Origin of the sequence: Metabacillus bambusae, from assembly GCF_017497975.1 — a bacterium.
Classification (GTDB): Bacteria; Bacillota; Bacilli; order Bacillales; family Bacillaceae; genus Metabacillus; species Metabacillus bambusae.
This window is the reverse complement of the sequence record NZ_JAGDEL010000021.1, coordinates 1-13,338: the sequence shown is the minus strand read 5'-3', so window position 1 is coordinate 13,338 and position 13,338 is coordinate 1. Positions and strand designations below refer to the sequence as shown.

12 protein-coding genes are annotated in these 13,338 nt (G+C 35.0%); 3 read left to right on the top strand and 9 right to left on the bottom strand.

The features are described from left to right. Positions 1-9: 9 nt before the first annotated feature. A complete protein-coding gene (gene sppA, locus I7822_RS21565; protein ID WP_207981141.1) occupies positions 10-1,014 on the bottom strand; it encodes a signal peptide peptidase SppA in 1,005 nt (334 codons plus the stop codon). 157 nt (positions 1,015-1,171) lie between these two features. Here sppA and I7822_RS21560 point away from each other — a divergent pair, with 157 nt between their 5' ends. Beyond that, positions 1,172-1,972: an NAD kinase gene (locus I7822_RS21560; RefSeq protein ID WP_207981140.1), complete on the top strand. Its 801-nt coding sequence runs from the start codon at positions 1,172-1,174 to the stop codon at positions 1,970-1,972. Between the two features lie 61 nt (positions 1,973-2,033). On the opposite strand, the gene I7822_RS21555 is transcribed toward I7822_RS21560, so the two are convergent. The 6 genes from I7822_RS21555 to ezrA form a co-directional block, all read right to left on the bottom strand. After that, the gene (locus tag I7822_RS21555) at positions 2,034-3,617 is read right to left on the bottom strand and encodes an amidohydrolase (RefSeq protein ID WP_207981139.1); all 1,584 of its coding nucleotides are present in this window, start codon (positions 3,615-3,617) and stop codon (positions 2,034-2,036) included. Positions 3,618-3,711: 94 nt separating this feature from the next. Beyond that, complete coding sequence (gene mbcS / locus I7822_RS21550; protein WP_207981138.1) at positions 3,712-5,295, bottom strand: acyl-CoA synthetase MbcS; 1,584 nt, start codon at positions 5,293-5,295, stop codon at positions 3,712-3,714. Positions 5,296-5,710: 415 nt separating this feature from the next. Then, positions 5,711-5,914, bottom strand: coding sequence for an alpha/beta-type small acid-soluble spore protein (locus I7822_RS21545; RefSeq protein WP_207981137.1), 204 nt, complete (start codon positions 5,912-5,914; stop codon positions 5,711-5,713). 87 nt (positions 5,915-6,001) lie between these two features. Then, a complete protein-coding gene (thiI, locus tag I7822_RS21540) occupies positions 6,002-7,201 on the bottom strand; it encodes a tRNA uracil 4-sulfurtransferase ThiI (protein ID WP_207981136.1) in 1,200 nt (399 codons plus the stop codon). A 4-nt stretch (positions 7,202-7,205) separates the two neighbouring features. Next, the gene (locus I7822_RS21535) at positions 7,206-8,351 is read right to left on the bottom strand and encodes a cysteine desulfurase family protein (protein WP_207981135.1); all 1,146 of its coding nucleotides are present in this window, start codon (positions 8,349-8,351) and stop codon (positions 7,206-7,208) included. Between the two features lie 637 nt (positions 8,352-8,988). Then, a complete protein-coding gene (gene ezrA / locus I7822_RS21530) occupies positions 8,989-10,686 on the bottom strand; it encodes a septation ring formation regulator EzrA (RefSeq protein WP_207981134.1) in 1,698 nt (565 codons plus the stop codon). Positions 10,687-11,121: 435 nt separating this feature from the next. Between ezrA and hisJ the strand changes: the two genes are divergently transcribed. Then, positions 11,122-11,931: a histidinol-phosphatase HisJ gene (gene hisJ / locus I7822_RS21525; RefSeq protein ID WP_207981231.1), complete on the top strand. Its 810-nt coding sequence runs from the start codon at positions 11,122-11,124 to the stop codon at positions 11,929-11,931. Here hisJ and refZ read toward each other — a convergent pair. After that, positions 11,914-12,564, bottom strand: coding sequence for a forespore capture DNA-binding protein RefZ (gene refZ, locus I7822_RS21520; protein ID WP_207981133.1), 651 nt, complete (start codon positions 12,562-12,564; stop codon positions 11,914-11,916). The two genes, hisJ and refZ, sit on opposite strands and share 18 nt — an antisense overlap. Positions 12,565-12,685: 121 nt before the next feature. On the opposite strand from refZ, the gene msrC reads away from it, so the two are divergent. Then, the gene (gene msrC, locus I7822_RS21515) at positions 12,686-13,165 is read left to right on the top strand and encodes a free L-methionine (R)-S-oxide reductase MsrC (RefSeq protein WP_207981132.1); all 480 of its coding nucleotides are present in this window, start codon (positions 12,686-12,688) and stop codon (positions 13,163-13,165) included. A gap of 88 nt (positions 13,166-13,253) precedes the next feature. On the opposite strand, the gene I7822_RS21510 is transcribed toward msrC, so the two are convergent. Continuing rightward, a partial coding sequence (locus I7822_RS21510) for an IS3 family transposase (RefSeq protein WP_207981230.1) occupies positions 13,254-13,338 on the bottom strand: 85 nt, incomplete at its 5' end.

Genomic DNA, 13,338 nt, shown 5'->3' with positions numbered 1-13,338 from the left:
TATCCCCCCTTATTCAGAATATAAGTACATAAGCCTTGGAGAGTTTGAACTCGAAAGCAATTGATAAAGACTAGATAGCTCAGCATCCTCTTTAAATACTTTACTAACACTCATTGATAGGAGTGAATCAAGACCTAATGAATCACCATACTCAACAACCTGAGCATCCTCTAAATCTAAATCCTTTTTCATAGCTGCAATTGTATCATCGAAATAACCTAACTCATCGATGAGATTATTTTCCTTTGCTTGTCTACCATCGTAAATTCGGCCGTCAGCAACTTTACGAACCTCTTCTTCTGATAATGGACGTCCTTCTGTAATTACATTCACAAACCCTTTATAGGCATTGTCCACCATAGATTGAAGTATTTTTCTTTCTTCCTCTGTCATATCACGAGTTGGAGAGAAAATATCCTTATAGGGACCACTTTTAATAGTTTCGAATTTAACACCATATTTTTCAGCTAATTCCCCATAGTTTATTGATTGCATGATAACTCCTAGAGAACCTGTTAAGGTATCTGGAGCTGCAAAAATTTTATCTGCAGCTGTAGAGATGTAATACCCACCTGATGCTGCAGTTGTTCCCATAGACACATATAAAGGTTTTTTACTTTCTTCAGTAAGTTCAATTAATTTTTTATGTATTTCAGCACTTTCTACAACTCCGCCACCAGGTGAGTTTACTCTAAGTATCACACCTTTTACACTGTCATCCTCACCTGCTGCTTCAACCATATCTAAAAAAGTTTTGTGCTGATAGCCTGCAGTACTAAAAAAAGAAGTTACATCTTCACCAGTATCTTGTATTACCCCATTTACATTTAAAACAAGGATCTTATCTAACGGATTGCCTTCTTCAATTATTTCCTCTGAAAATCCCGAGCTTGGTGCAAATGCATCCTTAAATAGGTCGCTTTGATTTATGAACATCATTGTTGAGCTTATTATAATTGAAAATACGAACAAAACACCTGCAATGGCAATTGCTCCCCATCGTTTACCGTTCATTTAAAATATCTCCTCCTTCAAATAGAATTATTTGATATGATTTTTCATAGCTTTAAAACATTTAATTATGTATAAGTGGTAAACTAAACAACATAGAGTATTGTATCATCTTCAAGGAAAAAAGTGGAGAATTTACCTATCATGAGGAGGAATCAGTGTGTCAGATCGTCGTAATGTTTATTTTTTCTACAAAAAAGAGGACGAACTATTAGAGAAAATCAATTCCCTTATTGAATTAGCAAGAGAAAATGAATTTCGAGTTGTAGAAGATCATACAATCGCAAATGTAATTGTAAGCATAGGTGGAGATGGTGCATTTTTACAGGCAGTACGCAAAACAAACTTTCGTTCAGACTGTCTATATGTAGGTATAGGAGTTGATAATACATTAAGCTTGTATTGTGATTTCCACCTTGATGATCGAGAGAAAATGATTCAAGCTATGAATGAGTCTCAAATTGAGGTTAGACGTTACCCAGTCTTAGAAGTAAAACTAGATGAAACGACTTCTTTTAAATGTTTAAATGAATGTTCCATCCGTTCAAGCATCATAAAAACCTTCGTTATCGATGTTTATATAGATGATCTACATTTTGAAACGTTCAGAGGAGATGGGATGTTAATTGCCACACCTACAGGAAGTACTGCATATAACAAATCTGTAAATGGTGCAGTTGTAGATCCTATGCTTCCATGCATACAAGTAAGTGAATTAGCTTCATTAAATAACAATCTTTATCGTACACTTGGATCTTCTTTTATACTAAGTGACACAAGAAAATTAACGTTAAAAATCGTACAAGATGGCAACGACTACCCTGTTATTGGCATGGATAATGAAGCATTAAGTATCCGCAATGTAAAACAGCTAGAATATAGTTTAAGTGAGTTACCAATTAAAACAGTAAAACTTAAGGATAATTCGTACTGGGAGAAAGTTAAGCGAACATTTTTATAATAAACGATTAAAAGGAAGCCTATGAGCTTCCTTTTACATTCTTCTCTATTTTCATCATTAGTTACTTTTTATACATAATCTCATTATCTACAATCGTTAACGCAACAGTTGCATTTAGCAGCTCCTCATGTGGCAGTTCAAAAATATCTTGATCAAATACCGTAAAATCTGCTTTATAGCCTTGTTTGATCATCCCACGATTATGTGAATGGTGAATTGCATATGCACTTCCTTTTGTAAATAACTCAACAGCCTCATAAACTGATAGTTTTTGTTCTGGGTAATAGCTTTTTCCTGAATCATCATAAATACTAGTCCTTGTCACTGCAGCATAAATACCTAAAAGCGGATCAACCGGCTCTATAGGTGCATCTGAACCCCCTGCACATTGAATACCTTCTTGAAGCAGCGTCTTCCAGGCATAGCATGTTTCCATATTTTCCTCACCAATCCGCTCAGTTACCCATGGAAAATCACTTGCTACAAACCGTGGTTGTATATCTAAAATGATAGGAAGCTGTTTCGCTTTTTCTATTAAATCATTTCTTAAAATTTGAGCATGAATGAGACGGTCATGTTGCCCTTTCAATGGAGGGTACTCTTCAATCACATCTAATATCCATTCAAATGCCAAATCTCCGATTACATGTACCGCTACTTCCATTTTATAGCTTCTTGCTTTCTCAATAAGAGCTACTAATTCAGCTTTTGAATGAATAGCTACACCTGAAGTGGTTGGATCATCTTTATACGGAAAACTTAACAACGCGGTTCTTCCTCCAAGGGCTCCATCAGCAAAGATTTTCATCGCGCCGAACTCTCCGTAGCTTCCTAGACTTCTTTGTTTTTTGTGAAACTCATCTACGACTAGATGATGTACAAGCAGATGGGTGCGAAATTTAAATCCCTTGGTTAAGACACGATGAAATGCGGCTAGAGTATTTTCTAAACTGCCATAGTAGGCCAAATCCTCCGAATGTGCACCCACTAGCCCTTTTTGATAGCAATCATTTATAGAAGTCTCAAGTACATATTCTAACTCCTCCTGAGTAGGAGAAGGTGCAATTTCAAACAGAAGCTCCTGTGCTTGATCTAGTAAATATCCAGTTGGTTCGTTTTGTTCATCCCTTACAATAACCCCACCAGCCGGGTCAGGTGTATCACCTGTAATATTTGCAAGCTCCAATGCTTTTGAGTTTGCTATGACTGCATGTCTGCATATTCTTTTAAGTAATAATGGATGATCCTGTGCAACCTCATCTAATTCAGCTTTATGTATAATCTTTTGATCCTCTAGTTGATTTTCATTCCATCCTTCTCCAATAATCCAGCTTCCTGGAGTAATGTTCTTTACTCGTTCCTTAATACTTTTTAAAATTTCTTTTGAGCTTGTCGTTTTTGAAAAATCCAGTCTTGTTAGTTTTTCCCCATGTCCAATTAAATGAAGATGGCTATCTACAAGACCAGGTATCATCGTTTTTCCCTTTAAATCATTCAGCTCTTCTATATCCTCTTCATATATTTCAACTAAATGCTTATAACTCCCAGTTGCAATAATATAGCCATTTTTAACATATATAGCTTCAACTTGGCTACCTTCTTTTTCTAAAGTGTATATTTTTCCTCCAAACCATAATGTACCCAAGCACCATTCCTCCAGGATTTAGTTTCTACCAAAATGTTACCATAACCATTTCCAAAACAAAAAACCAGGCGATGTTGAGCCTGGTTTTCACTGACTAAGCTTGTTTTAGTTCAAGCTCACGTTGTCTAAGTTCTATTCGACGAATTTTACCTGATGTTGTTTTAGGTAATTCATCAATAAACTCAATTTCACGTGGATATTTATAAGGAGCTGTTAGCTTTTTGACATGCTCCTGTAGTACAGTTATTAACTCCGGTTTATTGATATTAGAAGGATCTCTTAATACAATATAAGCTTTTACGATATTTCCTCTAATTTCATCTGGGCTAGCTACTACGGCACACTCCTTTACTAAAGGATGTTTTACAATTGCATCTTCAACCTCAAATGGACCAATAGTATAGCCAGAGCTAATGATAATATCATCTCCTCTACCTTCAAACCAAAAGTAGCCGTCTTCATCCATCTTTGCTCTGTCACCAGTAATATAATAATCCCCACTAAATGCACTAGCAGTTCGTTCAAAATCCTTATAGTATTCTTTAAATAAAGCAGGTGTATCCTTATGAACTGCAATGTCCCCAACTTCATTGACTAAACACGGTTCACCTTCATCATTAATAATTTTCACATCATTACCTGGAGTAGGTTTCCCCATTGAACCAGCTTTGATTTCCATCCCCTTCATGACACCAACGAGGAGTGTATTTTCTGTTTGACCATAACCATCACGAACTTTTACATTAAAGTAATGCTGAAATGTATCGATGACTTCTCGGTTCAATGGTTCGCCAGCTGAGACTGCACTATGTAAATTTGATAGGGAATAATCCTCAAGCTGTTCTACCTTTGCCATCAATCGATATTCTGTCGGAGTACAGCATAATACATTTATTTTGTAATCATCTAAAAGCTGTAAATATTTATTAGGCTCAAATTTCCCCTGATAAATTAACCCTGTAGCACCCGAACCCAATACAGATAAAAACGGACTCCAAATCCATTTTTGCCATCCTGGTCCAGCAGTTGCCCATACCATATCATTTTCTTCGATGCTTAACCAATTTTTCGCTGCAGTTCTTAAGTGAGCAAAAGCCCAACCATGTGTATGTACTACACCTTTGGGATTTCCAGTTGTACCTGATGTATAAGAAACAAAGGCCATACTATCTGATTTTGTTTCTGCAATATTCATTGATGTGCTTTGTTTTTTCATTAGCTCGTCTAGTGGTAACCAATCTGGATCGTTTCCATTTATAACAAATTTTATTAATTTATCAAACTGTCTAATTCCTCTAAATTCATTAGTATATAGTCCATAGCTTATTACAGCTTTAACTTCTCCATGTGTCACACGATACTGTAAATCTTTTGTTCGTAACATTTCTGAGCTAGGAATCACTACTAATCCCGCTTTTAAAGCAGCAAGATAAACTGCATATGCATCTATAACCCTAGGTATAACAATAAGAACTTTATCACCTAGTTTTAATCCTTCGTTTTTGAAAGCGTTTCCAATTTGATTTACCCTTTCCAATAAAGCTCGGTAAGTAATCTCACTTTTCTGACCTTGTTCATTTTCCCATTTTAATGCGATTTTTGTTGCATCTGTCGAATACTTTTCAATCTCTTCTACAAGATTATAACTTAATGGCGCAAGTAGTTCTTCTCTTACCATTATTCCCCCTCCTCAATGTTTGGCACAAAATCCTAAATAAATTAATTTCACAATTTAAAAATGAAGGAAAATAGAGTATTCCCACAAGCACAGCTCCAATTAAGAGTGAACAAGCACGTACTACACTAATTGTTGAGCTAAAACTCGTCTATGTTCAAACTAATTGAACATATTAATAAGTTTTTGCGGGTTCCTTCCCATTTCCTTCTTACGATAATATTATACCTAATAGTATAAATAATTTAAATATTTATCAGTAAGACCATCGTTAAATACAATGGATTATGTATTGGAAAAAGATAAAAACACCCCTATTTTTAGATGCCATTTTCATAATGAGTTTTAGATTTCTTCACACTAGAAAAAGAACGGGATTTTACTCCCGCTCTTAGTAGCCATTATTTATTAAATTATGTTATTTGAAAGAACCACCCATTTGTTGTTGAGCAAAAGAGACTAAACGTTTAGTGATTTCACCACCAACAGAACCGTTAGCGCGTGAAGTAGTTTCTGGTCCAAGGTTTACACCGAACTCAGAAGCAATTTCAAATTTCATTTGATCGATAGCTTGTTGTGCACCAGGTACAACAAGTTGGTTTGAATTATTGTTTTGTGCCATGTGTATCACCTCCTTGTGAGTTTAGAATGTGTAAATACACATGGCTTCATACATATTTATTTTTGGTAAATATTCACAATTGGTTAACTATAATAAGTTATCGAATATGTCCTTTTGCTCTTTAGTTATGACGATTGTTTCCACCCTATTTAATGCTTGTGAAACAAGTTCATCAAAATCAACAAAGCTCTCAAAACGTGATACTTTCTCAAGCTTTGGTTTTGTTTTAGGATTTGCAGGAGTGAAAATTGTACAGCAGTCCTCAAATGGTCTAATTGATATATCATGTGTTCCAATATTTTTGGAAATTTCGATTATCTCGAGTTTGTCCATTGTGATAAGTGGTCTAATTATTGGTGTGCTAGTAACATCATTTATTGCAACCATGCTTTCCAATGTTTGACTTGCTACTTGTCCAAGGCTTTCCCCAGTAATTAGTGCCAGAGCTTGTTGTTTTTCCCGTAATTTATCAGCTATTTTAAGCATCATTCTACGTGTAGATGTCATCGTGTAATTTTCTGGAACTTGTTCTTGAATTTTTTCTTGAATCGCAGTAAATGGTACGATGTGAAGCTTTATCTTTCCTCCAAAAGCTGTTAACTCCCGGGTTAAATCAATTACCTTTTGTTTCGCACGTTCACTGGTATATGGGGGACTAAAAAAATGGATAACCTCTAATGCTACCCCTCTTTTTAATGTTAAAAACCCAGCTACAGGACTATCAATTCCACCTGATAATAAAAGCATTGCCTTGCCACCAGAACCTACAGGTAGACCTCCAGCTCCTTTATAATCATAGCATGTAAGATATGTTGCCTCTGTTCGAACTTCTACACGTAGATTTAAATTCGGATTTTTAACATCTACGGTTAGATCTTCGGTATTTATTAGCACATGACTCCCAATCTGATAATTTAATTCGTTTGTATCAAGTGGAAATTGTTTGTCTGCTCGCTTTGTTGTTACTTTGAATGTATCTTGTGGCTGAAATACACTGTTAACTGCCTTTAATGCCATTTCTTTTATTTCAGATATATCACTTTTACATTTAATCGCTAAACTGAATGATTGGATTCCAAATATGTGCTTTAACCTTTCAACGATTACTTCATGATCCTCGTCATGTAAATGGATATAAAGCCTATCACGTGTACCCTGGTATTCCAAATTCGGAAAATCTGTTAGTACATCTCTTATATTATTTTTTAACCTATCAATAAATTTCCTGCGATTACGTCCCTTAGTAGATATTTCCCCAAACCTAATTAATATGTGATCAAATTTCATCTTTTTACCTCATTAACTTTGATAATTTTTCTATACCCTTAGAAAGAGTCTTAATAAAAGGATTAATTATTTCTTCATTTTGGTCAAGTGACAAACTCACTCGAATTGCACTTTTCGCAATATCCTGATGTTTATTCATTGCAAGAAGTGTGGTGCTAATAGTCTTCCTTCTTGATGAACAAGCTGAAGTAGTTGATACAAAGATGTTACGCTCGCCTAAATAATGTATCAGTACTTCTGCTTTCACAGTTGGTACTGAGAAGTTTATTATGTGTGGTGCACTATTTTCTTGCGGAGTGTTAACAAAAACACCATCTATGTTCATTAATTCCTTTTTAAGTTTAGTGTAAGTATTTTTCATGGTCGAAGATTGCTTTTCAGCTCTTTCAGATGCCATTCTTAGAGCCTTAGCAAAAGCCACACTTCCTGCAAGACTTTCTGTACCTGATCTCAACTGAAGTTCTTGCAAGCCACCTGAAAAAAGAGGAAGAAGATCAACTCCTGTCCTCACAAACAAAGCACCAGTCCCATTTAAACCGTGGAATTTATGACCTGAAATCGTACAAAGGTCAATATTAGCCTTCTTTAAATCAAGTGGCACTTTCGTGATACCTTGAACATTGTCAACATGAAACAGAGCGTTTGGATATTGTTTAATAATCTGTCCAATTAATGTTACCGGCTGAATGGTGCCAACTTCATTATTAACATGCATAATTGATACTAGGGTAGTATCGTCACGTATTTCTTTTTTCATGCGTTCAATCGAGACTATTCCATTCTCATCAACTGGTAGATAAGTAACATCAAAACCATGAACTTGCTCAAGCTGTTTGAATGATTCCAACACAGATGGATGTTCAACTACCGATGTGATGATATGTCTTCCTTTTTGTTTATTAGCAAGAGCTGCTCCTTTTATCGCAAGATTATTCCCTTCTGTACCTCCTGAAGTAAAAATAACCTCCTGTTCCTGTACCCCTAAAAGATGTGCAACCTGTTTCCTAGACTGATTAAGGAGCGACTCAGCTTCACTTCCTAATTTATGTATGGAGGATGGATTAGCAAAATATACTTCAGTTACTTTTGTAAACGTTGAAATAACATCTGGATAAGGCTGTGTTGTCGCACTGTTGTCTAAATACAACATTCTGTTTCCTCTTTCTATATTAAGTTTAAGGCTGTTTTCGCAAACTTTGTTGCTATTTACCAAGTATTGCGGTGTGGTTGATTTCCACTCCAGTTGCTCGCTTTCCGCGGGGCGGGCTGTGAGCCTCCTCGGCGTTAACGCCTGTGGGGTCTCACCTGACCGCTGCTCCCGCAGGAGTCTCGCACTTCCGCTCCAATCAACCTAAATTAGTTTTTGTTTTAAAAACTACAATCTCTTAGAAAAAAGCATAGTTTAAAAATGGTTGCAATCACGCAAAGTATGTCTATATGTAAGATATTAATCATTCATAATTAGGCTGTAATAATACCATATCAAAAAGCGAAATAAAAATATACGTTTTCAATAGGGACCAAAAGAACAAAAGCGCAAGCGCCTTGAACAGCCTCGGGCAAATAAGACGCTTAAGAATAGAAGGTGTTCTTTACCTTCAATTCTTAAGTGGCTTATGACCTCGAAGGGCTAGGCGCTGGAGCTGGATGCCAAGCGCTTATCCACAGTACAAGAATTTTATTATTTCCTAGACGATAAAAAACAGGTATGACTAGTGAAATAATCATGCAACCAGCCCTTTGTCTAATTGCATTAAATTTCAGTTAGTCATCCCTGTATAACTGTTTTATTTACGTTGTTCTTCGTTTAAAATTTCTTGTATTTTTGTTAATGATCCAGGTTCAACTTGTTCAAGAGCGGCAGCTGCAGTTTCTAAAGATTTGCTGTATTCATATTCTCGGAACAGTTCCTCTGCTTCTTTAAACTTTATTGCAAGCTGGGAATTTCGACTGCGATAGCGATTACCGTATTGAATCACTTGCTCTACTAAATATACTTGTTCGATCAATTCATCCGCGACGTTCTTTAAGGATTCTACCGATTGAACTCCTTCTTCTAGTAATTGATTAACAACGAGCATATTTAGTGGAATTTCATCTAATTTTGCTGTCACTTTTGAAACATCTCTTTTTGCTTTATCAATAAACTCTAAAAAGTCAGCAGGTAAACCAGGTATATTGCTATGTTGGACAGCCCTACTTGTATTTAGTAATACTCTTTTTATCTGGTTTAATTTTTCTCTAGCCTGGAGTTCATCCTTTCGTAACATTTGGAGCATGTCTCGATATTGATTATGATCTTCAAACAGTTTAATGATTTGTTTTTCTATATCTTCGAGCTCTTCTTTAATAATTGAATGTGCAACATGGTCACTTTGTAAATTTTGCTCGATATGTGCAAATTTCTTTTCAATTTGCGCGAGTTGCTTTTCAATTAGTCTTTGTTTATCAAGCTCTGTTTCAGACAACTGGTAGCTCTGTTTAACTATGTCTGTTTCTACCAAGGTAGCAGTTTTCTGTTCAGTCAATTCAATCAATTTAGTATTAATTGTTTCTTTTGCTTGTTTAACAAATTGATTCGCTTCTACTTCATTTTCTAATAGGTCATATATAGTATCAATTGATTCTTGAACAACTTGGAGACTTTCACCAATATCCTCAATTTCCGTTTCCTCAATTTTCTTTCGGTATGTTCCTAGTTGTTTGTTTATTTTTTCAATTTCTAATTCAACTTGAATATGCTCTAAATAGTAGCCATTACCTTTCATTTCTTTATATCCTTCTTCTAATTCACTTAAAAGATTAGGTAAGGTGATATTACATTCTGTAAGTAATTTAGGAATGTCGTTTATTTTGTCTTGAAGGATATCAAGCTCTCTCTTTTGTTTCACCAAAATTTCTCTAGCAGTTAAATAATTGCCTACATTTGTTTCAGAATCAAATTCTTTTAACCCATCTGAGATTTCAGCTACTTTTTCCTCCAATTTGGTATGTGCTTTCCCAAACTGATGACTGTGAGCTAATAAAGTCTTTTTCACTTTTTTAAATTGTTGTTTTATTTCTTCGCTTTCAACCGTATTTTTTTCTTCACTAGAAACTAGTTCATTTATTTCATCAATGATTTTGTCTATATTCTCATCCACTGTTTTTAATACATTCTCAATATGCTCGAGTACATTTTTCGACTTCTTAAATCGATATTTATCAGAGAAATCTTCAGCATCAAAGAGAAGTTCCTCAACTTCTGGAAGCTGGGTTGTAATAATTTCATCCCATTCATTTCTCCATTGCTCAAACAGTTCCTCTGCTTGACCTACCATTTTTAGTTCCTTCACTTTTGATAATTCATCTATAATCGACCGATTCATAATTTCAATTTTCCATGCTTCTAAACGATCAACGTCTTTATAAATTCTTCTTCTTAACATGTATCCAGCACCAAATAGAATACATACAAGAAGTATTAGTCCAACTATAACTTCCATAATGAGCCCCCTCGTTGTTACACAAAATCCTCATGACAGGAAAAAAACTCCCCACTGATGAAAGTTTCACAATATCATGCTGACAAGCGTTTTATCAAATTATCTATGTATTAATCTAATCTACTTTTTATCATCAATTATTTTCGTTCAAATAAGGAGACTTCTTACCTGAACTTTGACAACATCTTTTTATAGAAAGGTTCCTCTTAAGCGAGCAACACTTTTTTAATGTTATTTCAATGTATTTATGATACCATGTAAACGACAATTTTTGACCAGAAATTTATTTTTTTTTACAATATTTGTCCTTTACTGATACTTAGTAATAAATGATTTTTAAAAGGTTTCATATTTGAAGAAGTTTATCACATAAAAAGCGCCATTATACCATATCAGATAGAAACCTGACATTTCTTGCTTTTCGAGAGGAAGATGATGATGAAAAAGGATGGACATGTTCATACACCTTATTGTCCACATGGGACAACCGATCAACTTGAGGCATATATAAACCAGGCAATAGGAGAAGGTTTCGACAGTATTACTTTCACAGAGCACGCTCCACTTCCACTAGGTTTTAAAGACCCGACACCTGAGGAAGATAGTGCCATGAAATTAGAGGACATGGATTCTTATATCAATGACATTCAGATCCTAAAAGATAAGTACCGACACAAAATCACAATTAACATCGGATTAGAAGTTGATTACATAAAGGAATTCGAGCATGAAACAAAAAAATTTTTAGATCAATATGGAAAATTTTTAGACGATAGTATTCTCTCTGTTCATTTTTTGAAGCTTGATCATACCTACTTCTGTATGGATTTTGATGAGAACACATTTGGCAAAATGATAGATGTAGCTGGATCATTACAAAACCTTCATCAAGCATATTATAATGAGGTATTACATTCTATTCATAGTAATTTGGGTAATTTCAAACCAAAGAGAATTGGCCATATTACGCTAGTTAATAAATTCCAAAAGCGTTATCCCGTCACCTTTTCGACTGATACTTCGGTCAAAAAAGTACTACAAGCGATTAAAGAACAAAAATTGGAAATTGATTATAATGTAGCTGGATTAAGAAAAGAATATTGTGGTGAAACATATCCAGGTGAATCGATTGCAAAATTGGCACACAAACAAAAAATCCCTCTTATCTATGGTTCAGATGCCCACAGTGCAAGGGATATTGGGAAGAATTACACACATTATGATCAACTAACGAACAGCAACTAGCTTTCCTTCTAGAGATTGATTCTCTAGCAACAATGAGTTCAGCCAAATTTTCAACTCTTTATAATATTGATGTACAAAATAGGCTTCGTGAGGTTGGATATGGAGTACTTCGCTCATATATTGTGGCTGCAAATACGGTGTATGCAAAAGGCTTCTTAATTGGATAATCATATGTGGTACAAAACCTTTTCGATAATATCCTTCCTCAATCCCTTGATCAATGACTGATTTGATATAGTATTTTTCCTTGGTTAAATAAGTTGTCATGACTTCACGAATTAGGACTGAATCCACAGTGACTTCGCGGTATACTAATCTTGAAAGTTGACGATTTTCATGTTGATAATTTAATATATCTAAAATGATTTTACTTAAAACGGTGTGTGCATTTCCGTATTTTAAAAGGGAATAATTTTCTTCAATTACTTGAATATACCCCTCATAATAATGAGATACAAGGTACTCAAGTAAACCACCTTTCCCCTTAAAATAGTAAGAAATATGTGCTACATTCGCATTAGCTCGATTTGCAATCTCTCGCACTGAAGTACCTGCATATCCCTTTGAGTTAAACAAATAAATTGCCGCATTCAGGATTTTTTGTTTTGTATCACGTAATGGTTGTTGAGTCATTCGATTCACCTCCTTTTCCCTTTTATCTATACATTCAATTAATTAAGGATGATTCCTTTATCATTCGCTCGACAAAGTTCTTTAAGCTTTGTTAAATTTTAGCTAAAGGTAGGTTATATCAATGTTTTCTGTCGAAACGTACAAAGGTAGTAAGGAAGAACAATTTCCATTAGTTATTAAACAGCTAAAAGCATTATTAGATGGTGAAGATGATCGCATTGCAAATCTATCAAATGCTTCAGCATTTCTAAATCACTTTTTAGATAATATTAACTGGGTAGGCTTTTACTTAGTAAAGGATAAACAACTTGTACTAGGACCCTTCCAAGGTTTACCAGCATGTGTACGCATTCCATTAGGAAAAGGAGTGTGCGGCACTGCTGCGAAGAACAAAAGAACTGAACGTGTTGCAGATGTCCATCAATTCCCTGGCCATATAGCCTGTGATGCTGCTTCAAATTCAGAAATTGTTGTTCCTCTTATTAAGGACAATATAGTGATTGGCGTCTTAGACATCGATAGTCCTATAAAAAACAGATTTGATGAGAAGGACGAGGCTTTTTTAGAAGAATTTGTTGAAATACTTGTTCAATATATATGATACAAGACGAAAAATATATATCCTTGAATGTAAAAAAGTGGGCTGGAATTAAACTGGCACCCGTGTCAAGGACACAAGAAAAAAAGAGTCACGCAACTAGAAGATGATTCCTATATTGGTTAGGGGTCATCTTTTTTAAATTCCATTGATAACGGTAATTGTTATAGTAAACC